The following is a 26,193-nucleotide window of genomic DNA, read 5'->3' as shown; positions in this document are numbered from 1 at the left end:
CAGGCTCAGCGGCGGCGCATCAGGCCAATGAAAAACAGCCCGCCGAGCGCTGCGGTGGCAACGCCGATCGGCAAGTCTTCCGGTGCGATCAGCGTCCGCGCCGCGACATCGACCCACACCAGAAACACACTGCCGAGCAACACGCACACCGGCAGCAGGCGCCGGTGCTCGGCACCGATCAAGCGCCGCGCAATGTGCGGCACCATCAGCCCGACAAACCCGATTGAGCCGCTGATCGACACCAGTACCCCGGTCATCAGTGAAGCAATCACGAACACCCGCAGACGTACCGCCCGCGCGTTCAGGCCAAGGGTGACAGCCGTCTGTTCGCCAGCCATCAAAGCGTTCAATGGCCGGGCCATGCCCAGCAGCAGAATCAGCCCGAGCAACACGCTGAGCGCCGGCACGGCCAACAACTCCCAGCGCGCCAGGCCGAGGCCGCCGAGCATCCAGAACATCACCGCCGAACTGGCGCGGTGATCGCCCATGAACAGCAGCAGATTGGCGATCGCCATCATCACGAACGACACCGCTACACCGCACAACAGCAACCGGTCACTGTCCAGTCGCCCGTGACGGTTGGCAATGCCCAGCACCAGAAACATGCTCAACAACGCGCCGATAAACGCGGCAATCGGCAAGGTCAGCAGACCGACGATTTCGCCGACGTGCAGCACCACGATCACTGCGCCGAGGGTCGCGCCGGAGGTAACGCCGAGCAGGTGCGGGTCGGCCAGAGGGTTACGCGTCACCGCTTGCAGCACCGCACCGATCAACGCCAGCCCGGCGCCAACCAACGCACCGAGCAACATGCGCGGTACACGGATCAGCCAGACGATGTGCTCCTGACCAGCGCTCCAGTCGGGCACGCCGAAACCGAACAACTTGTGCAGCAGAATCCGCCACACCACGTCCACCGGCACCCGCGCCGGGCCGAAGCCCAGCGACACCACGCACGACACCAGCAGCACCGCGCCGAGGGCGATCAGCAGCCAGGCGTAACGACGATTGATCATTCGCCGTGGAACCCTTTGGCCAGAGTTTCAACCGCCAGCACGTTGTCGATCCCCGGCGTGGCCTGCACGTAAGGGATGACAATGAAACGCTGGTTCTTGATCGCGTCCACCGATTGCAGCGCCTTGTTCTTCAGCAGAAATTCAATCTTCTGCTCGGCGGTGATTTCGCTGTAGTCGACGATCACGATCACCTGCGGATTGCGCTCGACCACGGTCTCCCAGTTGACCCGGGTCCAGCTCGCATCGACGTCATCGAGGATGTTGCGCCCACCAGATGCGTCGATCAGCGCTTGCGGCATGCCGAGGCGGCCGGAGGTCATGGCGCGGTCTTCGCCGCTGTCGTACAGGAACACCCGTGGCTTCTCGGCGGGCAGGTCTTTGCGGATGTCGGCGACCTGACTTTGCATGTCGGCGATCAGCGCGTTGGCGCGATCCTGCACGTCGAAGATTTTGCCGAGGTTGCGCAGGTCGTTGTAGGTGTCTTCCAGCGTGGCGGCCGGGCGCTTCATCACGAAGGCGCAGGACTCGGTCAGCTCATAGACGTTGATTCCCAGCGGTTGCAGGGTCTGCGGCGTGAGATCGCCACCGACGCGCATGCCGTAATCCCAGCCGGCGAAGAAGAAGTCGACGTTGGCGTTGAGCAGGGTTTCCACCGACGGGTATTTGGCCGCCAGTTCCGGCAGGCCATCGAGCAGCGACTGCATTTCGGGTGTTACCGACTTCCAGCCACTGACGCCGCTGTAGCCGGCCATCTTCGACTTGAGGCCGAGGGCGAGCATCATCTGGGTCATGTTGATGTCGTGGCTGATCGCGTGTTTCGGCGCTTCCTTGAAGGTCACTTCGCGGTTGCAGCTGTGGATCGTCAGCGGGTACTTCGTGGCCTCGGCGAAGGCTTGGGTGGTGCCCAGCAACAGGGCGAGGCAAAGCAGGGAACGCACAGTCATGGTCGGGTTATCCAGGTGATTCGCGGGTAGCCGTGAAGGGGGTGGGAATCGATCAGTGCTTCAACGCCGAACACGTCGCGCAGCAATTCAACCGTGAGGACTTCTTGCGGGGTGCCGCTGGCGACGATGCGACCGTGGTTGATCACATACAAACGGTCGCAGAACGCGGCGGCGAGGTTCAGGTCGTGAATGCTTGCCAGGGTGCCAATTTGCAAGCGCTTGACCAGTTGCAGCAGTTCCAGCTGATAGCGCGGGTCGAGGTGGTTGGTCGGCTCGTCGAGGATCAGCAGTTGCGGTTGCTGGGTCAGGGCGCGGGCGAGGATCACGCGTTGTTTTTCACCGCCGGACAGCGTGGCGAATGCGTGGTCTTCGAAACCATCGAGGCCCACGGATTTGAGGGCCTGGGTGGCGAGGTGGCGGTCTTCCAGCGTGTCGCCATCGAACAGGCCTTTGTGCGGCGTGCGGCCCATGGCGACCACTTCTTCGACGGTCAGGCCGAAGGCGTCGGGGAATTCCTGCAAGACCACGGCGATGCGTTGCGCGCACCAGCGTGAAGATTGCTTCCAGACGTTGTGATGATCGAGTCTGACCTCGCCGTGCTCCGGCTGGCTGAAACGGTAGGCGCAGCGCAACAGGCTGGTCTTGCCGCTGCCATTGGGCCCGATCAGCCCGACGAACTCACCGGCGGCCACTTGCAACGAGGCGTCACGCAGCTGGAACTGGTGATGGCAGTGGTCGTGGCCCAGTGGGGACCATCTCAGGTCGGTGAGGGTCAGGGAGGTCATTTCGTTCCTGTTCTAGAAGGTGTAGTCAGCTGTGACAAAGAACGAACGAGGCTCACCCAGAATCCACTGCTGCCCCTCATTGTATTGGCTTTGCGCATAGGTCCGGTCAAACAGATTGTTCACCTGCAACCCCAGCGTGGTGTTGTGCAGGGCTTTCCACGACAGCGTCGCATCGACCACGGTGTAGCTCGGCAGTTCGTTGCGGTTGGCCATGTCGGCGTAGCGCGCATCGACATAACGCACGCCGGCGCCGGCTTTCAGGTCATCGGTCAGCGCCTTGCTCAGCCACAGGTTCGCCGTGCGACGTGGCACGTCCACCGGGCGATTGCCGTTGCGCGACACCGGCACGCCGCCGACCACCTCTTCGAAATCGTCGTACTTGGCTTTAACGATGGCGGCGTTGGCTTGCAGTTGCCAGGCGTTTGGCAGTTGCAGATCGAAGCTGGCTTCCAGGCCGTTCGACGATTGCTGGCCGACCTGCTGCTTGAGCGTCGGGTTGCCCGGATCGTCGGTCAGCAGCTTCTTCTTCACGATGCGATACGCCGCCAGCGTGAATTCGCCACGCTGGTCCCAGAACAGCTGCTTCATGCCGATCTCGGTTTGCCGCGCGGTGGACAAGTCGTATTGCTGCTGGCTCGGGCTCAGAGAAATCAAACCGCCGATGCCATCGGTGCTGGTAGCGACCTGACCGTAGAACGAGGTGTCCTGCGTCAACGCGAACACCAGCCCGGCCTTCCAGTTGTTGCCGGTCAGTGTCTTGTCGCTCTGGCTGCCGTCGACCAGGTTGTTGCGATCCACGTGCACGTAGTCGCGGCGCACGCCGGTTACCAGCGACCAGCGCTCGCTCAGTTGCGTGCGGTTTTCGGCGAACACCGACATCTGTCTGGTGGTGCTGTCGAACTGATCGCGATACGGGTCGGCGCTCTCGAAATAACCGGTTTGCGGGTGATACAGATCCAGCGGCTGACCGTTCGGCAATACGTCGTTGAACGGCGAGTTACTGTTGAGCTGGAAGCGGATGCGGTTGTAATCGACGCCGGTCACGGTCTGGCTGTCGAGGCCGAACAGCGAATGCTTTAAGGTGAAAGTCTGGCGGTCGCCGACCTGTTCCTGTTGGTGGCCGATGCCGAAATAACCGCTGCGGCTGAGTTGTTGGCTGCCAGCGTCGAAGTTGTAGTTCTCGGCGTTCTGCCAGCGGCGCTGAGCCTTGAGGTAATACAACTCGTTGCTGGCGCTGACCGCGTCGTTGATCTGCCAATCGGTGGTCAGGCGTGTCCATTGATCGTTGTAGTGCTGCTTGTCGTTGCGCACGTTGTAGTTCTTGTTGCGCAGGCTGTCCTTCAACTGGCCGTTGATCAGCGGTGTGCCGAAGTAGTTCTGCGGGCGTTGGTCGCCGTAATCGTGGGCGAGGGTGAAAGTCAGATCATCGGTGGCCTGCCAGCGCAGGGCGGCGCTGATGAAGTCGCTGGACGAGTCGCCGCGATCGATCCAGCCGTTGCTGCGCAGGCGGTTGAGGTTGAGGCGATAGCTCAGGGTGTCGGTCAGCGAACCGCCGCTGTCGAACGCCTGTTGCTGGCTGTCGAACGAGCCGTAACCGACGCGCACGTGGTTTTCGATTTCGCCTTCGAACGGTTTCTTCGGGATCACGTTGACCACCGAACCGGTCGCGCCTTCGCCGTACAGCACCGAGGCCGGGCCGCGCAGGACGTCGACGCGCTCCACCGACCAGGTGTCGACCGGGAACGTCACGGTGCCCATGCCGGTGTACATCCGGTTGCCGTCATACAACTGCATCACCGAACTCTGCCCGGTAAAACCCCGGGCCTGCAACGAAGTACCGCCATCACCCGGTGTGCCGGTTCGGCTGATGCCGGTACTGCGCGACACCGCGTCCTGCACGCTGCGGTCGCCACGAGCGCGGACTTGCTCGCCGCTCAGGCTTTCGACGCTGGCCGGGGTTTCCATCGCGCTGAGGTTCAGGCGTGAGCCGGCGCTGGTCGGCGTGGTCAGGCTGACGGTCTGGTCGTCATTGGCCAGAGCCGTGATGGTGCCGGTGGGCAGCGTCAGCGGCGCGCTGTCGGCGTGGGCGCTGTTGTTCAGGGCGAACAGGCAGAGGCTGGACAAGAGGTACTTGTTCATCGGGGTGGTGAATCACTTCTTCAAAAGAAAAGCCCGCAGGCTCATGGCAATGCATGGCTGCGGGCAGAGCAGCAAATTAGTGTTATACAGTAACACTAAAGATTGCCGGAGTTTAAGCCCCGGCAGTTTAAAGATCTGTCTAGGTCGCGCATCTCGCCTGTTTCATGATGAAGTTGAGGCAGATTCAGCTTGTCGGCCCAGACGCGACAACAGCAGCCGATCCAGCAACCACACCACCACCAGCGAAGCGCCCACCAGTGGAAACACCACCGCCAGAACCAGCATGATCGCCACGCCGGTTTTCCATTTCGGCAGATCGTGACGCAGCGGTGGTACGCCGAATTTTCCTTGCGGGCGACGCTTCCACCAGATCACCACGCCGCTGACGGCGCTGAGCAGAATCATCAGACAGATCAGCAGCACGATGATCTGGTTGAAGGTGCCGAACATCTTGCCTTCGTGGAGCATCACGCCGATTTCCGTGGCCCGGGCGACGGCACCGTATTGCTCGAATCGCACATCGGCCAACACCTTGCCGGTGTACTGATCGACGTGCAGGGTCGCATCGTTGCGCGGGTCGTCGGCGAACACTGCGATAGTGAATACGCCGGTGGCGGTGGTCGGCAGGGTGATGCTGTAGCCCGGCTCGACCTTGCGCTCAATGGCGATGTTCTGCACGTCCTGCAGGCTGATGATCGGCGCGGCGGGACCGTGTTGCATGCCGCCGTGGGCCATGTGTTCGGCGTGGTCGCCGGACATCGGCATCGGGGTGTTTTCCATGGCCCAGGGTACGGTCTGGCGCGCGGCGTTGTTGAGGCTGCCGGCCTCGACGTCGGAGGTCGGCACGTTGTCCCACATCGCCGCCGGGAACACGTTCCACACCTGGGCGTACTGCTTGCCCCAGAACCCGGTCCAGGTCATGCCGCTGAGCAGCATCACCAGCAGCAATGCCGCACCCCAGAACCCGGTAACGGCATGCAGATCACGCCACAGAACGCGACCGCGACTGTTCAGGCGTGGCCACAGTATTCCGGCGGCCTGACCTCGCGGCCACCACAGGAAAACCCCGGACACCAGCAGCACCACGCCCCAGCCGGCGGCGAGTTCGATCAGCCGGTCACCGATGGTGCCGATCATCAGTTCGCCGTGGATCGCCCGGGCGAGCGCTTGCAGGTTTTGCTTGGCGTCCTGCTCGCCGAGGATGTCGCCGTGGTACGGATCGACAAACACGTTCAGCTCATGGCCGGCGTTCTTCACCAAGAATTGCGCGCTGCGCTCGGCGTTCGCTGGCGGCAGGTACTGGGTGACCTGGCCTTGTGGATAAGCGCTTTTGACCTTTTGCAGCAAGTCATCGGCCGGCACGGTGTGATGCCCGGCCGGGACGTTCAGCAGGCTGCTGTACATCAGCGAATCGAGTTGCGGTTTGAACAGGTAAATGATGCCGGTCAGGGCCAGCATCACCATGAATGGCGCGACGAACAATCCGGCATAGAAATGCCAACGCCAGGCCAGGTTGTAGAAATTCGGTTTGGGCTGTTTCATCACGAGTGCTCCGCTTGGCTTGGATCTTCTAGTTGTCTGTTGTCACTCGCTCCCTCAAGGGGAGCGAGTGCCCTTGAGGGTTAGAAACTCATATCCACCTTGGTCCAGAGCGTGCGCCCCGGCTCATTGATGGCTTGCGGGTCGTTGGCCGGGTAGCCGAACCCGGCGTTGCCCGCCAGGTTGAGGTGTTCGGCGTAAGCCTTGCCGAACAGGTTGTCGACGCCGGTACTGACCTTCCAGTTCTTGTTGATCCGGTAGGCACCGTTGAGCGAGAACACGCCGAAGCCCGAACTCTTGTCGTAATCCTTGCCGACCACGTTGCCCTTGTTCTGGTCGATACGGTTTTGCGCGGCAACCACTCTCCACAGTGCGCCGGCGCTCCAGTTGTCTTCGCTGTAGGTCAGGCCGAAACGTGCATCCAGCGGTGGCATTTGCGGCAGCGCCTTGCCGTCGCTGCTGTTCTTGCCCCAGGCGTAGGCCAGGGTCGCATCGGCTTTCCAGTGGTCGGTGAGTTTGTAAGCGGCACCGAGTTCACCGCCCATGATCCGCGCGTCGATGTTCTCGGCGCGGGAGGTGCTCATGCCCATCATCGTCGGGGTGTAGTCGAACAGGATGTAGTCGCGTACCACGCCGATGTAGCCCGAGGCCCAGGCTTCGAGGTCGGCGTCCTTGTAGTTCACGCCGAAGTCGAGCTGAGTGGTTTTTTCCGGTTTGATCGAATCGAACGCATTGACCGAGCCGGCCGGGCCGGACTTGGGCGAAAACAGTTCCCAGTAATCCGGGAACCGCTGGGCGTGGCCGAGACCGGCGTAGAGCGTGGTCGGGCTGTCGGCCAGGTCATGCTCGTAACGGATGAAACCGCTCGGCAGGGTGTCGGCGCGGGTATCGCCTGCGGTCGGGTTCGGGCGGGACATCATTCCCGATCCGGTGGTCTGCCGATAATCCTTGGCCGAGGCACGGTCGACCCGGGCGCCAGTGATCAGGCGGTCACGGTCGGCGGCGTACCAGGTCATTTCGCTGAACACACCGTAGTTATGGAAGTCGGCGTCCTTGTTGCGCGGCAGATCCTTGTAGGCGTCGATGCCCATGGCCGCGCGCTGACGGTGTTCGTTGGTCTGCGCATCGAGGCCGGTGATCAGCTGGATATCGGCCCAGCGCCAGGTCGCCTTGATCCGCGCGCCGAGGGTGCGGCGGTCGACGTTGGACGCCATGGGACCTGCCATCATCCCGGTGCCGGATGGCGTGCGCAGGGTGTAGTTGTCCATCACGTGGTCGGCGTAGTTGTAGTAGACCTGCGCTTCGAGCTTCTCCAGCACATCGGTGATGTTGGATTGCTCGAAGCGCAGGCCGAGGCTTTCACGCAGGAATTGCGAGCCGTCCATGCCGCGCCCGGCGTAGCGCGCTTCGCCGTCGCCCTTGCCGGCGGTCAGCTCCAGCAAGGTGTCGGCATCCGGGGTCCAGCCCACTGCCACGTCGCCGTTCCACTTGTCGTAGCGCGAGGCGACGGTGTCGTTGTTGCCATCGCGGTAGTCATCGGAATGCGCGGTGTTGCCGATCACGCGCACATAGCCCAGCGAGCCGCCGGCCGCCGCATCGACGACTTTGTCGAAGCGTCCGTTGGAGCCGGCCAGCACGCTGGCATTCACGCGGGTGCCGAGTTCGCCGAAGCTCTCTGGCTCGCGGTCGAACAGGACTGTGCCGGCCGATGCGCCCGGTCCGTAGAGCACGGTTTGCGGGCCTTTGATCACGGTGAGTTTGTCGTAGGTCTCGGGCGAGATGTACGAGGTCGGCGCGTCCATCCGGCCGGGGCAGGCGCCGAGCATCATGCTGCCGTTGGTGAGGATGTTCAGACGTGAACCGAACATGCCACGCAGCACCGGATCACCGTTGGTGCCGCCGTTGCGCACCAGGGCGAAGCCGGGAATGGTCTTCAGATAGTCGCCGCCATCGCTGGCCGGCACCGGTTGGCGCGGGTCTTTCGGGTTGGTGACGATGGTCAGCGGCGAGCTCGGGGCGATGGCGGTGATCACCGTCGGGCTCAGTTCTTCTGTGTGGCCGGCGTGTTCATCGGCGTGGACCAGCGGGGACAGCAGAACGCCGCAAAGGACGGCGGTAGCGTGCCTGAAACGAATGCGCGATTCGTTCAGGGCGAAGGACGCCGGGGCAGAACCCGAGCGTGGGACAGCAGAAAACCTGGACATGACAATTTCCATCAAACAGTCGTAAACGACACGGCCGGCAGCCTGAAGCTGTCTTCTCAACCGTGTGCAATCAGAGGTGGGTGTTTACGCTGCGACGGGCGGGGCGCGGGTGCGGGCGCCGGGGAAGAAAGTCTGCCGGGCATGGCCCAGACGTGGTGAGGGCGTGGTGAAGGTGTTGACGTGGGCGATGCTGAACGTGGCAAAACTGCCGCCACCGGTCAGTGCCGGGCAGTTGAACAGCAGGCTGCAATAGCCGCATTTCTCCCACAACACATGGTGCGACGATTGCGGCGGGCAGTGTTCGGCCGAGGGTTTCGCTTCATGCGCGGAATGATCCATGCCCGCCATGTCCATCGACATGTCCATGCTCATCGGCATCGAAGTCGAGGCGTGCTGATCCATCGGCATCGACTGAGAAATCAGCGGGCCGATGAAGATCATCAACATGGCGAACAGGGCGATCCAGCTGCCGCGTGTCAGGTGTTCAGTCTGACGGCGTTGCACGGACGACCTGGCGCTGCGCGGGCGCATGGGCGGAGTCTGCCGAAGGGGTTACTGGGCGTGCGCGTGTTCCGGCATGTCTTGCGGTGGCTTCTTCTGCACGGCCACTTCGACGGTCACGTCACCGGCCTTTTCAAAGTGCAGGGTCAGCGGGAAGCGCTTGCCGTCGGTCAGGAGGCTGCGGTCGGTCGGATTCATCAGCATCACGTGATAGGCCATCGGCGCGAAGGTCACGTTCTCGCCGGCCGGGATCGCTACGTTCGGCACCTGTTGCATCTTCATCAGATCGCCCTGCATCACGTGTTCGTGCAGTTCGGCAGTCGGAGCGATGGGCGAATCGACGCTGAGCAGGCGATCGGCGGTTTTGCCGCCGTTGTGAATGATGAAATACGCGGCAACCGTCGGCGCATTCGGCGGCAGTTCCTGCGACCACGGGTGGGCGATTTCCAGCTCGCCGGCCTTGTATTCGTGGGCATGGGCGAAGCACGCAGGCAGCAACAGCGCAGCGATGACGATGAATTTGTTCAACATGGCAGTTCTCCAGAACGATTTGAAACGCAGGTCAAATGCGGGAACAAATCAAACCAGAGGAGAGGCGCGGGGATTGAGGCTCGGCCATTGCTGGCGCGGTGTCGGGGCTTGCAGCAAGGCGGGCGCCACACTGCGATTGCTTTCGTACCGGGCGAAGTACAGCTGCGGCGAATGCCCCGGCAACGCCACCACCGGCGCCGATCCGGAACAGCACCAGCAATGCTGCATGGTCGAATGATTGTCACCGCTTTGCGGTGCTTTCTGATCGAGGCTGCCGATGTCGATCGCCACCATCTTCGTCCCGCTGCCGGTGCAGAAACTGCTCCACAGCAACTGCTCGGCCGGTGTCTGCGCCGCCTGCGCCATGGCACCCGTCAACGGCATGGCGAGCATGTTGAACAGCACTGCGAAGCAGGCGATCCAGGCAAATGCGAGCCGGTGTCGGTTCATGGGACAGGTCCGTAGGGTGGGCGATCAGGCGCGGCTATTTAGCCTGATCAGGGCCGATAAGTAAAAAAGCGTCGTGCGGTTTGGTGTCGCAGCGCACTTTCAAGAGAGTGTAGCGGCTCGAATTTGCATTGCATGGGACTTGCGTCAACAACTGAAGCTATCGCGAGATGAAAAAAGCTCCGTCCCGATCAAGGTTTTTCAAGAGCCGCGATGACGTCAGCAACCGTCGAAAACTCCCGATCAACCCCCGCCAACCCCGGCCGCTTCAACACCATCACCGGCACCCCAAGCTCCCGCGCCACTTCCAGTTTCGGCTCGGTTGCGGTGCTGCCGCTGTTCTTGCTGATCAGCACGTCGATCTGCCGGCGTTCGAACAGCGCCCGCTCATCCTCCAGCAGAAACGGTCCACGGGCGCCGATGACTTCGCAGCGTTCGTTGCCGGGATAAACGTCGAGGGCGCGCAGGGTCCAGAAGTGGTGTGCCGGGATTTCATCGAGGTGTTGCAGCGGTTCGCGGCCAAGGGTGAACAGGGGGCGGCGGAAGGGTTCGAGGGCGGTGATCAGTTCGGCCCAGTCGGCGACTTCGCGCCAGTCATCGCCCGGCTGTGGTTGCCACGCCGGGCGGCGCAGGGCCCAGCAGGGAATGCCGGTGAGTTGCGCGGCGGTGGCGGCGTTCTGGCTGATTTGTGCGGCGTACGGATGGGTCGCGTCGAGCAGCAGATCGATGCCTTCATCGCGAATGAACTGCGCCAGACCTTCGGCACCGCCGTAGCCGCCGACGCGCACCTGACACGTCAGATCGGTCGGCACACGGCCCACTCCAGCCAGGCTGTAAATGTGTTCCGGCCCCAAAGTGCGCGCGATGGCCAGCGCTTCAGTCACGCCGCCCAGCAATAGAATCCGTTTCATACAAAAGCCCCCGCATGGCCAACGATGCCGCCCTGACGATCAATCGCAAACACCTCGACCTGCACCTGCGCCGGCACCACGCTGCGTGCGAATTCCAGAGCATGACGGCAGACCTCGTCGCCCAGTGCAACGCCCGCCGCACTGGCCATCGCCAACGCCTGCTGACTGGTGTTCGCCTCGCGAATGGCTTGCTGCAAGGCGTCATCGGCGCCAATCGCCGCCGCCCATTCGGCCAGTTGCGGCAGGTCGATGCTCGAATGGCGCGAGTGCAGATCCATGTGCCCGGCCGCCAGTTTGCTGATCTTGCCGAAGCCGCCGCACAGGCTGAGTTTATCCACAGGCACTTTGCGCAGGTGCTTGAGCACGGCGCCGACAAAGTCGCCCATTTCGATCAGGGCGATTTCCGGCAGGTCGTAGACCCGGCGCATGGTGTCTTCGCTGGCGTTGCCGGTGCAGGCGGCGATGTGCAGGTAGCCGTTGGTTTTTGCCACGTCGATGCCTTGATGGATCGAGGCAATGTACGCCGCACAGGAAAACGGCCGGACGATGCCGCTGGTGCCGAGGATCGACAGGCCGCCGAGAATCCCCAGGCGCGGGTTCATGGTTTTCAGCGCCAGGGCTTCGCCGCCCTCGACATTCACCGTCACCTCGAAGCCGCCGCGATAGCCGGCTTCTTCGGCGAGCAGGGTCAGGTGATCGCTGATCATCTTGCGCGGCACCGGGTTGATCGCCGGTTCGCCGACGGCCAGCACCAGCCCCGGCCGAGTGACGGTGCCGACGCCTTTGCCGGCGATGAAGCGGATACCCGGCTCAGCCATCAGTTGCACGCGGGAGTAGAGCAGGGCGCCATGCGTCACGTCCGGGTCGTCGCCGGCATCCTTGAGGGTTCCGGCTTCGGCGCCATCTTCGGTCAGCCGGCAGAACTCCAGGCGCATCTGCACCTGCTTGCCCTTGGGCAATACGATTTGCACGGCGTCCGCCACCACTCCACCGAGCAACAGGCGGGCAGCGGCGAGGCTGGTGGCCGTGGCGCAGCTGCCGGTGGTCAGGCCGCTGCGCAGGGGCGCAGGTTGTTCGGCGGTTTCGTCACGCATCGAGGGGTTTGACCAGATCGAGCAGGGTGATCGGCAAGGCCTGACGCCAGGTGTCGAACTCGCCCAGCGGCTGCGCCTGGGCGATGTGGATGCGGGTCAACTCGCCGCCATGGCGTTCGCGCCAGCTCATCAAGGTCATTTCGCTTTGCAGGGTCACGGCGTTGGCCACCAGTCGGCCGCCGGGTTTCAGTTGCTCCCAGCAGGTTTCCAGCACGCCTTCGCGGGTAACGCCGCCGCCGATGAAAATCGCGTCCGGACGTTCCAGCCCGGCGAGGGCTTGCGGTGCACTGCCGCGAATCAGTTGCAGACCGGGAACCCCCAGCGCATCGCGGTTGTGTTCGATCAACTGTTGTCGACCGTCATCGGCCTCGATAGCCAGAGCGCGGCAACTCGGGTGAGCGCGCATCCACTCGATGCCGATTGAACCGCTGCCGGCGCCGACGTCCCACAGCAGTTCGCCCGGTGTCGGGGCGAGGCGGGCGAGGGTGATCGCGCGAACGTCGCGTTTGGTCAGTTGACCGTCGTGCCGGAAGGCCGAGTCCGGAAGGCCGGCGAGGCGCGACAGGCGCGGTGTCTGCGGATCGGCGAGGCACTCGAGGGCGATCACGTTGAGGTCGGCAATGACCGGATCGTTCCAGTCGTTGGCGGTGCCGTCGATCCGGCGTTCGGCGCTGCCGCCCAGATGTTCCAGAACACTCAGGCGACTGGCGCCGAACCCGCGCTCGCGCAGCAATGCCGCAACAGCTGCCGGGGATTGACCGTCGTTGCTCAGCAGCAACAGGCGCACGCCGCTGGATAACTGACCATTGAGGGCCGCAAGCGGACGAGCCACCAGCGACAGCACGCTGACGTCCTGCAACGGCCAGCCCAGTCGGGCGGCCGCCAGCGAGCAGGAGGACGGGGCTGGCAGAACCAGCATCTCGGCCCCCGGCACCTGACGCGCCAGACTCGCGCCAACGCCGTAGAACATCGGATCACCGCTGGCCAGCACGCACACCGCTTCGCCGCGACGCTCGAGAACCGAGGCCAGGGAAAACGGGCTCGGCCACAGCTGGCGCTCGCCACGGATGCACACCGGCAACAGATCCAGCTGACGCTGACCGCCGATGATCCGCGAGGCGCCCATCAAGGCGCGCCGGGCATTCTTGCCCAGGCCCTTGAAGCCGTCTTCACCGATTCCCACTACTGTCAGCCAGACCGTCATGCCGTTCCTCAATTTGTGCGCGCGTACCAGGGCTGCATGATAACGCGGCGGCTGTTCTCTCGCGCTGGTCTGTTGCCGATCCCGGAAACTTCCTGTCGTTGAACAGGCGTTGTCGGATTGGGTGTGTTTGTTATGGTTCAGATCAACTCAAACAAAAGCCAGGATTGGCAGGAAGACATAGGGAAATGAATTTGAAAACAGGAACGCTCACCCATCATGCGACGCTGGTAGGGGATATTTTGCTGACGGGGGTAGAAGGGCAATCGAAAGAGGATTACGACTTCGCATTGAACTGTACTTACATCGCAAAGAAAGAAGCGGATAAACAGTACAACAGTAATACGCAACCCGGGCCCTGGATCGATTATTTCGCCGACCTGCTGTATTCGTATTTCTGGAAGAAGGACGAGATGGATATCGAATACGTCCAGCCGAATTTTTCGGGAACTGTCGGTGAGGTGTGGATGAAACTGGCAAGACCCTGGCTCAGCCCTGAACAAGTCAGTGGTGTGAATTCGGGATTGTCGAGTCTGGAAGCGGAGGTTGATCTGCTGAAAACAATCAGGGGGCTGAGCGGAAAGGCCTTCGATTTCAAACTGATCCCCGTCAGTTATAACGCGAACGGAGATATGGAGCTTGTCATTACCAATGTCAGGTTCATCAAGTCCACACTGACGACCAGTTACCTGTTCTGGAAAGTTCATCAGCCAATGAGTCAACTGGATATCCGTGCTCGACGCGTGTCGATGAGCCGTCGCGCGATCGAAGTTCGTCGGCCATTGGTGGAAAAGGCAATAAAAGGGATGTCGTTCGACTTTGCTCATTACGAAATATAGCCGCCGAGGAGACAGAATATCGGGCGTTCGTGATTATTCCGACCGGCAGGCATTTTCATGCACTCGGGCAAAGCAGGCATAATGGCGACCTTTCGCCCATCCTGGCGCTGCCCGTCAGCCGGTCATCCCTTGAACGAACGCCCGATATCCACAGCTATTCGCCCCTCGGCCTGTCCGGGGTTGCTGCGTATCGTCCAGGCGCTGGATGGCGGTATCTGCCGGATCAAGCTCGATGGCGGTTCGATCTCGGCCGATCAGGCCGATGCGGTGGCGAATGCCGCCGAGCGGTTTGCCGGCGGGGCGATCGAGGCGACCAACCGGGGCAATCTGCAGATTCGCGGCATCGGCGATCAGTCCGCCGCGTTGATCGACAGCCTGCTGGCCGCCGGTCTCGGGCCGCGAACCGCTGCGGGCGACGATGTGCGCAACCTGATGCTCAGCCCGGCCGCCGGCATCGACCGGCAGATGCACTTTGATACCCGCCCATTGGCCGGGCAGATCCTCGAGACCCTGCAACGTCATCCGCGTTTCCATGAGTTGAGCGCCAAGTTCGCCGTGCAACTGGATGGCGGTGAAGCGCTGGCGATGCTCGAACATCCCCACGATCTGTGGTTGTCTGCATACGAAGCACGCGGCGACACACTGTTGGCGTTCGGCCTGGCGGGTTGCCCGACGGATCGACCATTGGCCGCCGTGACGCTTGCGGACGGACATGCGCTGGTGGTCGCCGTACTGGAACTGTTCCTTGATCTGGCCCACCCTGAGCAGACGCGAATGCGCCATCTGCTGGATGAATACCCGGTCCCCGTACTCCTTGAAAAACTCGCTCAGCGGATCAGCCTGCTAGCCGTAGGTGATTGGCAACGTGGAGCCGTGCAGGAAGGCTTGCACATCGGCATTCATCCTCAGCAAGTGGCAGGTCAGGTCTATGTCGGTGCTGTACCGGCGCTCGGTCGTCTCGATCCGGACATGCTGCGAGGTGCCGCGCAATTGGCCAGAACCTTTGGCGACGGCAGCCTCCGTTTCACACCCTGGCAAAGTCTGTTGCTGCCCAATGTGCGGGAAGCGGACTCAGTCCAAGTGCTTGATGCTCTGAGCAAGCTGAACCTGCTGACCCAGACCGAAGATCCGCTGTCACACCTGATCGCCTGCACCGGCTCCAACGGTTGCGGCAAAGGCCTGGCCGACACCAAACACGATGCCCGCCTGCTGGCTACGCTGTTGCCACGCACCGTGGATGTGCACCTGTCCGGCTGCTCGCGTTCCTGCGCCGCCGCACACCGGGCTGCCGTGACTCTGCTGGCGGTCGGCCCCGGTCACTACGATCTCTATTTTCGCGATGCAGCTCTGCCGGGTTTCGGCGCGCTGCACGCCCACAACCTTACTATCGAAGCGGCCGCGACCTTGCTCGCCGCCCGCTCACGGAGCCCCCTTGATGCTTGATTACATCCGCGACGGTCAGGAGATCTATCGCAACTCCTTCGCGATCATTCGCCGCGAGGCCAACCTCTCGCGCATCCCGGCCGACCTGGAAAAACTCGCGGTGCGGGTGATCCACGCCTGCGGCATGGTCGAGGCCATCGACGGGCTGCAATTCTCCGAGGGCGCGGGCAAGGCCGGGCGCGATGCGCTGGCCGCCGGCGCGCCGATCCTGTGCGATGCGCGGATGGTCTCCGAAGGCGTGACCCGTGCGCGCCTGCCGGCCAACAACGAGGTGATCTGCACCCTGCGCGACGACAGCGTGCCGGAGCTTGCGCGTGAGCTGGGCAACACTCGCTCGGCCGCGGCGCTGGAACTGTGGCGTCCGCATCTGGAAGGCAGTGTGGTGGTGATCGGCAACGCGCCGACCGCGCTGTTCTATCTGCTGGAAATGCTCGACGCCGGCGCTCCGAAACCAGCGCTGATCCTTGGCTTCCCGGTGGGCTTCGTCGGTGCTGCCGAATCCAAGGCCGAACTGGCCGCCAACAGCCGTGGCGTGCCGTTCGTGATCATGCAGGGCCGCCTCGGCGGAAGTGCCATGGCCGCCGCTGCGGTCAATGCCCTAGCCACGGAGATCGAATGATGCAGGCTAAAGGACGTTTGATTGGCCTGGGTGTCGGCCCCGGTGATCCGGAACTGATTACCGTCAAGGCCCTGCGCCTGCTGCGCGAATCGCCGGTGGTGGCGTATTTCGTGGCCAAGGGCAAGAAGGGCAATGCGTTCGGCATCATCGAAGCGCACCTGCAGGACGCGCAGAATCTGCTGCCGCTGGTGTACCCGGTGACCACCGAAGTGCTGCCGGCGCCGCTGTCCTACGAGCAAGTGATCAGCGATTTCTACGATGATGCGGCGGAAGAAGTGGCGGCGCATCTGGATGCCGGTCGCGACGTGGCGGTGATCTGCGAGGGTGATCCGTTCTTCTACGGTTCCTACATGTACCTGCACGATCGCCTCGCCAGCCGTTACGAAGCCGAAGTGGTGCCGGGCGTCTGTTCGATGCTCGGCGGCGCATCGGTGCTGGGCGCGCCGCTGGTGTATCGCAATCAGAGCCTGTCGGTGCTGTCCGGCGTGCTGCCTCATGACGAGCTCAAGCGCCGTCTGGCCGATGCCGACGCGGCGGTGATCATGAAGCTGGGGCGCAATTTCCCGAAAGTGCGCGACGTGTTGGCAGAGTTGGGCCTGGCCGAGCGTGCGCTGTACGTCGAGCGCGCAACCATGGCCAATCAGAAGATCGTGCCGCTGGATGAGGTCGAGCCGATGTCGTCGCCGTACTTCTCGCTGATCATTGTTCCCGGCGAACGGTGGCAAGGCTGATGACCCATCCCACACCGGCCATCGTCATTCTCGGCCAGGGCGCGCTGGCCACGGCCCGTCGCCTTCAACAGGTCTATCCGGGCGCGCAGGTTCATGGCCTTTCAGGGCGCGTCGAAGGCGCCGACCTGACTTACAGCGACTTCGGCGCAACCCTGCGCGAGCTGTATCAACAAGACACGCCGATTATCGCTCTGTGCGCGGCCGGCATTGTCATCCGCACGCTGGCGCCACTGCTGCTGGAAAAAGGCGTCGAGCCACCGGTGCTCGCCGTGGCTGAGGATGGCAGCGCCGTGGTGCCGCTGCTCGGCGGCCTGGGCGGGGTGAATGTCATGGCCCGTGAGATGGCGGCTGCATTTGAAGTGCCGGCGGCGATCACCACCAGCGGCGAGTTGCGCTTTGGCACCTGCCTGCTCAACCCGCCCGGCGGTTATGCCCTCGGCGATCTGGAGCAGGGCAAGCGCTTTGTGTCCGATCTGCTTGCCGGCCACAGCGTGCGCATCGATGGCGCCGCGCCTTGGCTTGAGCAGGCGCAACTGCCGGAAGATCCGCAGGCGCAGCGCTCGATTCACGTCGGCAGCGATGCCCGCGTGGCGAGCGCCAGTGAGTTGCTGATTTATCCGCGCAGCGTGGCGGTGGCGGTCGGTGCCGATGTGGCCGACCTGCCGGATGCGATTCGCAATGCGTTGCGGCAGGCCGGTGTGGCGATTGAATCGCTGGCCTGTCTGGTGGCGGCTGACGTTCAGATGGCCAGCCCGGCATTGCGTGAAGCTGCGCTTGAATTGGCGGTGCCGCTACGTTTTGTTGCGCCAGCGAGTGACATCGCGGAGCTGGCAAGCCATGCCGTACCAGACGCTCGAGTCATCACAACATCCCACGACATTGCCATCGCCGTGGCCGAACAGCCGCTGGATGTTTCGCAGGTCGGTCGTCCGCGCGGACGTCTGGCCGTCATCGGTCTCGGGCCGGGTGCCGCCGAGTTGATGGTGCCAGCGGTGAAAGCAGAATTGGCTCGGGCTACCGATGTGCTGGGTTACGAAACCTATGTGCGCATGGCCGGCCCGTTCCGCGACGATCAAGTGCAGCATTGCACCGATAACCGCGAAGAAATGCAGCGCGCTCGCCATGCCTTCAGACTGGCCGCTCAGGGCCGTTCGGTGATTGTGGTTTCGTCCGGTGATCCGGGCGTGTTCGCTATGGCGGCGGCGGTGCTTGAGGCGTTGCACGAGTCGACGGATCCGGCGTGGCACAGCGTCGATCTGGAAATCCTGCCGGGTGTTTCCGCGTCGCTCGCCACCGCCGCTCAGGCCGGTGCACCACTGGGCCACGACTTCTGCGTGATGTCGCTGTCGGACAACCTCAAGCCGTGGTCGATCATCGAGAAGCGTCTGGATCTCGCTGCCGAAGCGGATCTGGCGTTGGCGTTCTACAACCCGATCTCCCGCGCCCGTCCGTGGCAACTGGGGCGAGCGCTGGAAATCGTCGCGCAACATCGCACACCGCAAACGCCGGTGGTGCTGGGCCGCGATATCGGTCGGCCGGGGCAGACGCTGCGAGTGACGACGTTGGGCGCGCTGACACCGGATCAGGTCGACATGCGCACGATGGTGCTGATCGGTTCGTCCACCACATGCACTTTCCCTCGCACCGAGGGCGGGGAGTGGGTGTATACGCCGCGCTGGTATGGGGAAAGACCGGTCAGTTGATAACGGTGTAGTCGGAAATTGTTGCAAACACTTATGGATCTAAGTGACAAGGCCGCGAACGGAAGTTTGCGGCCTTTCTTTTTTGTGTGGGTAAGTTATGCGAGTTTATATTTTATTGAGGTAAAAAATGTTGAGTTGATGTTGTCGGATGTTTCTGTTGACATTGTTTGAATGGCTTTGTTTTTTGTCTTTGGAGATGCGTTGTACTAGTTTTGCTTGAAGGTTTTTATCTCTCGAATTGTTCACTGTTTCGGTTTGCCAAAAAGGCATTGTTCTTTTCGGTTGGGTACAGCTGTGCGCACTTTGTTGTGCGTATGTCATCGAGTGTTTCAAGGAAGGTGGTTTATGCAAGATATGAAGATAAAGGCGGTTGATGGCAAGCACTTGAATTTTGTCAAACTGTTTAAGCTGACGGAGCTTGAACAGGCACTCTTGCCCTACAAGAATACTCGTCAATATGACGCGGTTATCCGTTACTACTTCGCCTGCATCGGTTTGCTCGACTCACCCCGGCTACAGCACCCGCTGGCGCTGTTCAGACAGGCGCTGGGAGAGTTGGGGCCGCGTCGTGTACGCCGCGATGTGGAACAGGATCCCGCGCCGAGCCCCGATAAAGAGGCATCGCCCGGTCTGACGCAAATTCTTGGAAGAGTGGATGACTTCGACGCGCGACTGCAATACGGCATAGAACTGATGAAGGTCTCGGCGACGCAGGTGCCGAAGATACTGCACTTCGTCTGGGTCGGAGGAGGCGTCGGGGATATACAGCGTGATTACATCAACCTGTGGAAACAGGTGCTGACTGGACACGACTACACAATCAATCTCTGGTACGACAGCGATGCGTTACTGGCCCATAAAACCAACCGTTTGATTATCGAGGCCGCCAAAGCAGATGCAATGTTGCAGGGTGGAACCGAAAGTACGTCTGAGCGGGTATTGGGCGAATCGTATGTCGCCCGCGCCATTGTTCTGAAACAGCAGATGTACGATTACATCAATGATGCAACCGCACGAGGCGAATCGGCCGATGACGCGAGAGTTCAGTTACTGGCTCGTGCTTATGGACAAGACGCAGGGGGTTTACGTGAGCTGAAGAACCGAAATCGTGAAAGCGTAAAGGGCTTGGTTGACAGAGGTTTACGACTGCGCGACCTGGCGAGTACGGAAACACCTTTGCAGTTGCGAGATATCTACGAGCGCGAAATGCGTCTGCGTGGCAACTTCGCCGCAGCGTCGGACATTGTCAGAATGGAAGCGTTGTATCCGGAAGGCGGCAGTTATTCCGATGTCGATAACTTGCCTCCGTTACTGCAAGAGATCGGTGGTGTCGACATTAGCGGCTTCGACAACGGAGCACGACTGGGCGTGTTGCAGTTGCTGCTGGATCACAACCCCCACTGGATGCCTGGCCGTGAAGCTCTGCGCAGTCGATACACCGATTACACGGTGCGAATTCCTGAACAGCATCGTCCAGAACTGCAAGCTTTCGCCAGTAGCCAGCCAAGCCTCAATCAAGTGTTCCAGCCTCCCCGGGACCTTCTCGCCCGACCTTACACCTTAAGGGCCGTGGCAGAGGGTTCCACGATCAGTAATGCCTTCATGTTGGCCCATCCCGGTTCGACAGTCATCGAGTCCGTGTTTGATCGCTTCCGGTTCAATTATCGGTTGGTTGAAGACACTGCCCGGCTGGCTGCTCAGAGAGGTGTCAGACTTGAAGATTCTGAGGCGATGTCTTCACTGGCGAACGAGGTTCTGGAAAAAGCCTACGGTCCTCTCATTGACTTACCAGGGGAGGAGTCGATTTTCGCTGCCTATCTTGCAGACGCCGCCGCCAATTACTACAACGACGGCATTCGTCCGCAAGGTGAGGGGACGATCTATTTGACCGGCCCGGTCGGCATCAAGGACGGTACGAGCGATTTCGAAAAGGCTCGGTTAACGTCTCGCGGCGCAGAAGCCTCCCGTGCGGAGATGGCAATAGATCCCCTGACGACAGTCAATCGCACAACCGAAGAGGAGCAGGATCACTCCTGGAAAGACAATGAAACCGACTTTGACAAGTGGGTGGAAACCGAGAAGCAGAACTGGCGCGATGGCCAATACAAAACCCGCTACGCCGGGAACATCGCTGAGTTGCTGAAGCAGGCGACTGTCGAATTCGAACTCGGCTGGCCGCTCATCGAAGGACGCCATGTCCTGAACACCGAGCTGTTGCAGCGCATGGCCGAGCGCCTCGGCGAACCGTTTACCCAGGCGATGATGAGCGGCCACGACGGCCCGGTCGTGTTCGCTGAAAGGATGCCGCTGAGCTTCGATGATCGTCAGGCCATCCGCAATCAGGACACGCGCCTGCGACCGCCGGCATTCCCTAAAAATCAGCTCGCGCAAAATCTTGCGCTGGATGAAATCTTGATCGGTCTTGGTGCTGGCTCCTGGCACCTTGAGCAGCTCAACCCATTGCAGCGTTTGACGATAGGAGCATTGCTGGGCGTCGAGTCACTGGACAGTCAGAGCTTTTCTGCCCTGAGCGGTGCGCTGGACAATCTGATCAACAGCGTCAGGGAGCGTGGAACCTCCGGGCGTTACGCGGTGATCGAACAGCATCTCTATCAGCGTCGGGCACCCGCGTTTCTGGCGGGGATGGCGAGTGTCGAGGATGGCTTGCCGGCGAACTCGGTCAGCGCATTGGGCCTGAAGAAAAACGCGCTGGCCAACGCCGTGACGCTGTTCGACTGGGGGCGTCAGGTGGCGCAGATCCAGCGGCTCGCCACTCAGGAACACCGCGAAAAGGTGCAGGAGCGGGTGGAGCAGGTACTCAATCAGTTTGAAGCCGGTACCGCGAAACTGGTGCCTCAGGATCTGTTGATGCACGGGCCGGGTGATACCGCTGCCGGGCGCTGCTTTCCGCTGGCGTTGGCGATGAGTGCTGCCCTTACGCAAAGTGATACGGCGACCCGACAGTTACGCGAGCGGTTTTTCCTTGCGGTACTTGAACCGGAGCAATCGGACTCGACAGCGTTTCTCGGTGCACTGGAGGACATGCGTGGCGTAAACGCCGCCGAACTGGGCACGGCACTGGGGCGGGTCGATCTGGACAAGGTCGTCACAACCCTCGAGGAGTCCGTCGGGACTCGAACCCTGATGCTTAACTCGGACAACCACTCGATGCTGGTGGCCCGGACAGTGAGTGGGGCGACAGACGCTTACCACTTTTATGATCCGAACTTCGGCCTGTTCGAATTCGACAGTCCAGCGACCTTCAAAATGGCCTTGAAGCAGTTCTTCAAGGACACAAACATGGCCCGACACTATGCGGTGTATGGCAAATCTGGCCGGCCGCTGTTCGATCTGATCGATGTCCAGGGGGAGCAGGTTGCCGGTCTGGAGCTGTCGAGCGGCTTCAAGGTGGCTCAGTTGCTCAAGGATGAACCACTGCCGGACAAACCGTTCAGGCCCATTCGCCAGAGGGTGAACAGTGCTCACGGCCAGTCGCTGATGGCGAATTCGCGCCTGGGCAGTGCGCTGCTGTCTTCAGACAATCACTGGTGGGCGGAGCAGATCGCTGAGGCAACTTCGCGCTTGCAGGAGGGCCATGATTCGGTCACTCCATTGGTGCCGTTGTTCGATTCGCTGGAGGTGATACCCGAGGGCGGCTATCGGGTGAACATGATCGATCCGCAGAGTGGCGAGTCGGTGGCCATGGTCACCAGCCGGGATGATCGCCTGTTGCGAATCAGGAGCTACCTGACTGACCTGTTCTCGACCCTGGGGCGCAAACGTGCGACCGGCGCGGTGGTGGGTCCGACCGAGGCGGCAGCGGTGCACACGCTCAATGCCGGGTTTGCGGTGCAGGCACTGATGAATGCGTTGCGCGGGCGTGAAGGCGACGAGCGCACATTGACCACTGCGGTGCAGTGGCATGCCTACGTCAACTACGCACAACTGGTGCATGGCAATGTGGTCGATGTGGCAGGGCTGATCAGTCTGGTTCAAGCCACGTTGCGCGATGAAAAACTGATTGCCCGCACCAGTGCGAAGGTGGTCGGCGAAGCACTTGAGCCATTGACCGGCAGAACCCTCGGCGCAGTGGCCGGACATGTCGTCAACGAGGGCGTCGGTGCCGTGCTGGGTCTGGCCAATGTTGGCTTCGATATCTATCAGCTGGCGAATGCCCGCGATGATGTCGAGACTGCCACCTATGCAACTCAACTGACTTTCGACGCCAGCAGTCTGGCCCTGACGGGAGCGGGACTTGGTGCGGCGCTCGCCGGCGCGGGTACGGCGGCTGCGGTGCTGGGCGGCGCCGGGGTGATTCTGGGGGGCCTGGCGGTCGGCGTGGCTGCACTGGCGCAGAACTTCGCAACCATCGCAGAAGAAGCGAAAGCGGTCGGGCTGTTTTTCGCGGAACTGGAACAGGCGCATCACAGTGCCGGGTATCGCTATAGCTGCGAGCAAGGTGCCTGGTTGCCGCGTCCGTCGCTGATTATCAACGGTCTGGATCTGAACACCGGGAAGCTGCTGCTCGATAGCACCCGTCTGTATCCGCTGCACGATCATTTCGGCGTACCGGAATTCGAGGTCGATTACCCGCGAGCCATCCACCTGAGCAAGGAACTTGGCTACCCCGCCGAAATGGCGTTCGCACCACCGGCCGATCAGGCCATTGTGTTGCCGTGCACGCCGCTCACCTGCTACCGCTACGAGTACCAGATCCTGCCGTTTTCATCGCAACGCCACGACAAGGGCTTCGATATTGCGCGGCGTCTGGAGAAGAAAAAAACGGACGGTCAGTGGTTGTTCCTGTTTTCGTTCTACTCGTTTCCCAGCCACCACATCGTCCATCGGCTGTACCCTGATTACCGGCCGACCGAGATCAGCGTCACACTCGATGGGCAGGCGCGCAAACTGGTTGTGCCGGTAATTCCCAAGCCTTGGCACGAGCAAATCAGCTATCGGATTCAGGGTGGTGGCGGCACCTGCACACTGGTGCTCAACCCCGGTGTAAACCTTGAGCTGGTGTCAGTGGGCGTTCAACAGAATCGCTGGATCATCGTCGCCCCCTGGGCCGGCGAGAAGGACATTGTGTTTGGCAAGGACGGGCAGTTCAGTGTCAAGGGCTGCCAGTTCAAGGTGACGGCGGCCATTGCGCCGGACATTTCCCTGCTGATCGAAAATGGCCGGCTCTTCAGGGTCGCCGGCGCCAAACGCAATGAGCTGGAGCTGCTGCAAGAGCAGGCGCCTAAAGGGCTGGACGGGCAGATCCTGCAGGATCATCTGCAAGAACTCGCGCGGGCTCATCGATTGGCGCTGCGTTATACGCCGATCCACGACTATCTGATTCCGTTCGAAAACATCAAGGCGCCGCGTTACACCAATGGCTGGTATGACGCCGAGGATGACCGGATCCTCTACATCCGCAATGACGAGGTGTTCGATGATGAGGGCCTGTTGTCGGTGGTGGTCGGCGGCTCGGCGTTTTTCCATGATCCGTTCGGTTACGAGATCTGCCAGGTCGATGCCGGCACCGGGCTGCTCAGCCATCGTTATCGTTTGATGTTCCGTCGCACAGGTGTCAGCACGATTCGCAGTGTGGAGGTCGATGGTCAGGGCGTCGTGCATGTGGTGCAGGAATATGCCTTTGAAAACGGCGCGCTTGAACGCCTTGACTACCTGATTCACGAAGGTGAGCTGTGGTTGAGTTCGGTTACTCGCGGACTTGAACCGACCTTCGAGTCGCTGCTCGATGACAGCACTCCCTTGGCCGGTTGGGCTCCGATACTGGGCGAGTGGGTGGTGCCCAAACCGGTTCACGATGACAAGGGTTATGCCATGGTCGACTGGCAGTTCGCGCCTTACGTTTCGATCTGCTGGAAGATCGAAGAGAACGCCCGGGACATGGCCTGGATTCGTACCCGTGACAATCTGATCGTGCGGCCGGTACCGCGTCGTCGTCATGCACGCGGCTGGCCCGACTCGGTCCAGAACCTGAACGAGTTGATGCTGCTGACGCTGGCTGATGACGTCGACGTGTTCGTCATCTACGACCGCCCGCTTCAGAACCTGTGCCGGGTGCAGCGCACAGTGGAGGAAGGGCAGGGCCAATGGTCGCACCGCTGGGTGCAACCTGAGGGCTTGAAACAGGTGACTGCTGAGCACAAGGGGTATCAGGCGCGGACCGAGGACGGGTTGTCGTTCGAGATCGGTACCGACGGCGAAGTGCGTTTTGCGGGTCTGGCCGAACCGTGGCTCAAGGGACGAGGGCAATGGTGGCTGGCGCTCGAAGTGGTGGCCCGGCAATACACCGCTGAACAGTTCGCGATTGTCGGCATTGCCAACGCCGCTGGCGATGTACGCTTGCACGCCTGGTACGTGGGTGGCCGCCTGCTGCTGTGTGAGGCGCAACAGACGCAGCTCCGATTGCTCGGCATGACGCCGGACAATCAATCGGCATGGCTGTTCGAACCCGAAAGCGGCGAGGTCTGGCGCCAGACCTTTATCGATAAAGAGCAACTCGACCAGGCCTTCGGAAAAGGCACGCAATTGTTACAGGCCGCATTGCTGCCCAAACCCGAACGACAGTGGACTGCCTGGCGTTTTGCCGATGTCCGGATCGACGGTGCCGGTCTTGTGGGCACGACGCGGGAGGGGGTGGTGCTGCAACTGGAACATCAGGCACCCCCGCTGATCACCGGCGTGCAGCATGATTGGCTGGCGATCCATGGCGACAATCTGATCGGCAACTTGCAGGCCTTGCTGGCGAATGAGGCGCATCGTCCGTTCATTTCAATCGCTGCGCAGGACGCCAGTGTTCAGTGGTACATCGCCGACAGCGCACGGCTGATCCAGATCCCCGCTGCCGATTTACCGGAGGATTTCGAGCTGCTCGGAACCCGGCGAAATACCGATGTCCTGCTACATAAGCCGCAGGAGCGGGTCGTTCAGGGCTACCCGAGTTTGCGTCAGATCAAGCCGCTGGATTATGTCCAGCGCACGGGTGAGGTACTGGTGCTTGAAGGGCGGGTGGATGCCTACGATCTGCTGCCGCTGGTGCCGGACGATGTGCGCACACTGGTTCTGCGGGTGGGACGCGGTTCGATGAAATGGCATGTGACCGAGGCGCTCATGCGCAAGCTCGATTCGCTGGTGGTGGATTGCCGTTATCCGCTGGTGGGTTTTCCGCAGTTCATGGGCCGCTTGATCCTGACCATGACAGATCCGCACAAGCTCGAAGTGGGGATGGTCGAGGAGCATCTGGTGGTAATTGATCCCGACAGTGAGCACTGTGTGCTGGTGCGCAATGCGGATGCGCCTGATCCGGCGCTGCGTGGTGATGCCATGCTTGAGGTCAAGGGGCTGCGTCCATGTCAGGTGTCGACCCTGGTGCGCTGGCTGAAGGCGCGCAAGGATGAAACCGAAAGCGTGACGTTGAAAGCCTTGATCGATCAGGCTGGCGCGAAGAAAACCGTCGAGTCTGCCGATTGAGGGCTTACGGGCACTGACGAAAAAAGACCGCCGACGTTACCGTCGGCGGTCTTTTCGTTTC

18 protein-coding genes are annotated in these 26,193 nt (G+C 61.6%); 6 read left to right on the top strand and 12 right to left on the bottom strand.

The genetic code is table 11. The features are described from left to right. Positions 1 to 5 precede the first annotated feature (5 nt). From AC1RME_RS11025 to cbiE, 12 genes are all read right to left on the bottom strand, one after another. The gene (locus AC1RME_RS11025) at positions 6 to 1,016 is read right to left on the bottom strand and encodes a FecCD family ABC transporter permease (RefSeq protein ID WP_096819765.1); all 1,011 of its coding nucleotides are present in this window, start codon (positions 1,014 to 1,016) and stop codon (positions 6 to 8) included. After that, positions 1,013 to 1,960, bottom strand: coding sequence for an ABC transporter substrate-binding protein (locus AC1RME_RS11020; RefSeq protein ID WP_096819764.1), 948 nt, complete (start codon positions 1,958 to 1,960; stop codon positions 1,013 to 1,015). Before AC1RME_RS11020 ends, AC1RME_RS11025 begins: the two co-directional genes overlap by 4 nt. Continuing rightward, positions 1,957 to 2,745 carry an ABC transporter ATP-binding protein gene (locus AC1RME_RS11015; RefSeq protein ID WP_096819763.1) on the bottom strand — a complete coding sequence of 263 codons (789 nt, stop codon included), beginning with the start codon at positions 2,743 to 2,745 and terminating at the stop codon, positions 1,957 to 1,959. Before AC1RME_RS11015 ends, AC1RME_RS11020 begins: the two co-directional genes overlap by 4 nt. A 12-nt stretch (positions 2,746 to 2,757) precedes the next feature. Then, on the bottom strand, positions 2,758 to 4,884 hold the full coding sequence (locus tag AC1RME_RS11010; protein ID WP_096819762.1) for a TonB-dependent receptor: 2,127 nt from the start codon (positions 4,882 to 4,884) through the stop codon (positions 2,758 to 2,760). Positions 4,885 to 5,046: 162 nt separating this feature from the next. Then, on the bottom strand, positions 5,047 to 6,426 hold the full coding sequence (locus AC1RME_RS11005) for a PepSY-associated TM helix domain-containing protein (protein ID WP_493091206.1): 1,380 nt from the start codon (positions 6,424 to 6,426) through the stop codon (positions 5,047 to 5,049). An 80-nt stretch (positions 6,427 to 6,506) separates the two neighbouring features. Next, the gene (locus AC1RME_RS11000; RefSeq protein ID WP_493091204.1) at positions 6,507 to 8,627 is read right to left on the bottom strand and encodes a TonB-dependent copper receptor; all 2,121 of its coding nucleotides are present in this window, start codon (positions 8,625 to 8,627) and stop codon (positions 6,507 to 6,509) included. An 84-nt stretch (positions 8,628 to 8,711) separates the two neighbouring features. Continuing rightward, positions 8,712 to 9,158, bottom strand: a complete 447-nt coding sequence (locus AC1RME_RS10995) for a DUF2946 domain-containing protein (RefSeq protein WP_096819759.1) — start codon at positions 9,156 to 9,158, stop codon at positions 8,712 to 8,714. A gap of 21 nt (positions 9,159 to 9,179) precedes the next feature. Further along, the gene (locus AC1RME_RS10990) at positions 9,180 to 9,659 is read right to left on the bottom strand and encodes a copper chaperone PCu(A)C (protein ID WP_493091202.1); all 480 of its coding nucleotides are present in this window, start codon (positions 9,657 to 9,659) and stop codon (positions 9,180 to 9,182) included. Between the two features lie 48 nt (positions 9,660 to 9,707). Further along, positions 9,708 to 10,109: a DUF2946 domain-containing protein gene (locus AC1RME_RS10985; RefSeq protein WP_096819757.1), complete on the bottom strand. Its 402-nt coding sequence runs from the start codon at positions 10,107 to 10,109 to the stop codon at positions 9,708 to 9,710. Positions 10,110 to 10,297: 188 nt separating this feature from the next. Next, entirely contained in the window at positions 10,298 to 11,017 is a 720-nt protein-coding gene (locus AC1RME_RS10980; protein ID WP_096819756.1) for a cobalt-precorrin-6A reductase, read from the bottom strand. Then, complete coding sequence (locus AC1RME_RS10975; RefSeq protein ID WP_493071255.1) at positions 11,014 to 12,111, bottom strand: cobalt-precorrin-5B (C(1))-methyltransferase; 1,098 nt, start codon at positions 12,109 to 12,111, stop codon at positions 11,014 to 11,016. Before AC1RME_RS10975 ends, AC1RME_RS10980 begins: the two co-directional genes overlap by 4 nt. Continuing rightward, a complete protein-coding gene (gene cbiE, locus AC1RME_RS10970; RefSeq protein ID WP_493091200.1) occupies positions 12,104 to 13,315 on the bottom strand; it encodes a precorrin-6y C5,15-methyltransferase (decarboxylating) subunit CbiE in 1,212 nt (403 codons plus the stop codon). The genes AC1RME_RS10975 and cbiE overlap by 8 nt, the downstream gene beginning before the upstream one ends. A gap of 185 nt (positions 13,316 to 13,500) precedes the next feature. Here cbiE and AC1RME_RS10965 point away from each other — a divergent pair, with 185 nt between their 5' ends. The 6 genes from AC1RME_RS10965 (at position 13,501) to AC1RME_RS10940 (ending at position 26,132) form a co-directional block, all read left to right on the top strand. Next, a complete protein-coding gene (locus tag AC1RME_RS10965; RefSeq protein ID WP_096819753.1) occupies positions 13,501 to 14,151 on the top strand; it encodes a hypothetical protein in 651 nt (216 codons plus the stop codon). A gap of 144 nt (positions 14,152 to 14,295) precedes the next feature. Next, positions 14,296 to 15,594, top strand: coding sequence for a precorrin-3B synthase (cobG, locus tag AC1RME_RS10960; protein ID WP_493091385.1), 1,299 nt, complete (start codon positions 14,296 to 14,298; stop codon positions 15,592 to 15,594). Further along, positions 15,587 to 16,213 (top strand): precorrin-8X methylmutase, encoded by a 627-nt coding sequence (locus AC1RME_RS10955; RefSeq protein ID WP_096819751.1) that lies wholly within the window; start codon positions 15,587 to 15,589, stop codon positions 16,211 to 16,213. The genes cobG and AC1RME_RS10955 overlap by 8 nt, the downstream gene beginning before the upstream one ends. Beyond that, positions 16,210 to 16,944: a precorrin-2 C(20)-methyltransferase gene (locus AC1RME_RS10950; RefSeq protein WP_372238685.1), complete on the top strand. Its 735-nt coding sequence runs from the start codon at positions 16,210 to 16,212 to the stop codon at positions 16,942 to 16,944. Before AC1RME_RS10955 ends, AC1RME_RS10950 begins: the two co-directional genes overlap by 4 nt. Next, complete coding sequence (gene cobJ / locus AC1RME_RS10945; RefSeq protein WP_493091197.1) at positions 16,944 to 18,647, top strand: precorrin-3B C(17)-methyltransferase; 1,704 nt, start codon at positions 16,944 to 16,946, stop codon at positions 18,645 to 18,647. The genes AC1RME_RS10950 and cobJ overlap by 1 nt, the downstream gene beginning before the upstream one ends. A gap of 345 nt (positions 18,648 to 18,992) precedes the next feature. After that, the gene (locus tag AC1RME_RS10940) at positions 18,993 to 26,132 is read left to right on the top strand and encodes a TcdA/TcdB pore-forming domain-containing protein (protein ID WP_493091195.1); all 7,140 of its coding nucleotides are present in this window, start codon (positions 18,993 to 18,995) and stop codon (positions 26,130 to 26,132) included. Positions 26,133 to 26,193 lie beyond the last annotated feature (61 nt).

Source organism: Pseudomonas sp. GW822-FHT03F08 (assembly GCF_058801265.1).
Note: the sequence above shows the minus strand (reverse complement) of the source record. Positions and strands in the feature narration are given on the sequence as shown.

Bases quoted from the DNA above. Each gene is read 5' to 3' on its own strand.
- cbiE (WP_493091200.1), bottom strand. From the start codon at position 13,315: ATGACGGTCTGGCTGACAGTAGTGGGAATCGGTGAAGACGGCTTCAAG.
- AC1RME_RS11005 (WP_493091206.1), bottom strand. From the start codon at position 6,426: ATGAAACAGCCCAAACCGAATTTCTACAACCTGGCCTGGCGTTGGCAT.
- AC1RME_RS11010 (WP_096819762.1), bottom strand. From the start codon at position 4,884: ATGAACAAGTACCTCTTGTCCAGCCTCTGCCTGTTCGCCCTGAACAAC.
- AC1RME_RS10980 (WP_096819756.1), bottom strand. From the start codon at position 11,017: ATGAAACGGATTCTATTGCTGGGCGGCGTGACTGAAGCGCTGGCCATC.
- cobJ (WP_493091197.1), top strand. From the start codon at position 16,944: ATGACCCATCCCACACCGGCCATCGTCATTCTCGGCCAGGGCGCGCTG.
- AC1RME_RS10955 (WP_096819751.1), top strand. From the start codon at position 15,587: ATGCTTGATTACATCCGCGACGGTCAGGAGATCTATCGCAACTCCTTC.
- AC1RME_RS10995 (WP_096819759.1), bottom strand. From the start codon at position 9,158: ATGCGCCCGCGCAGCGCCAGGTCGTCCGTGCAACGCCGTCAGACTGAA.
- AC1RME_RS11015 (WP_096819763.1), bottom strand. From the start codon at position 2,745: ATGACCTCCCTGACCCTCACCGACCTGAGATGGTCCCCACTGGGCCAC.
- AC1RME_RS11020 (WP_096819764.1), bottom strand. From the start codon at position 1,960: ATGACTGTGCGTTCCCTGCTTTGCCTCGCCCTGTTGCTGGGCACCACC.
- AC1RME_RS11025 (WP_096819765.1), bottom strand. From the start codon at position 1,016: ATGATCAATCGTCGTTACGCCTGGCTGCTGATCGCCCTCGGCGCGGTG.
- AC1RME_RS10950 (WP_372238685.1), top strand. From the start codon at position 16,210: ATGATGCAGGCTAAAGGACGTTTGATTGGCCTGGGTGTCGGCCCCGGT.
- AC1RME_RS11000 (WP_493091204.1), bottom strand. From the start codon at position 8,627: ATGTCCAGGTTTTCTGCTGTCCCACGCTCGGGTTCTGCCCCGGCGTCC.
- AC1RME_RS10985 (WP_096819757.1), bottom strand. From the start codon at position 10,109: ATGAACCGACACCGGCTCGCATTTGCCTGGATCGCCTGCTTCGCAGTG.
- AC1RME_RS10965 (WP_096819753.1), top strand. From the start codon at position 13,501: ATGAATTTGAAAACAGGAACGCTCACCCATCATGCGACGCTGGTAGGG.
- AC1RME_RS10990 (WP_493091202.1), bottom strand. From the start codon at position 9,659: ATGTTGAACAAATTCATCGTCATCGCTGCGCTGTTGCTGCCTGCGTGC.
- AC1RME_RS10940 (WP_493091195.1), top strand. From the start codon at position 18,993: ATGCAAGATATGAAGATAAAGGCGGTTGATGGCAAGCACTTGAATTTT.
- AC1RME_RS10975 (WP_493071255.1), bottom strand. From the start codon at position 12,111: ATGCGTGACGAAACCGCCGAACAACCTGCGCCCCTGCGCAGCGGCCTG.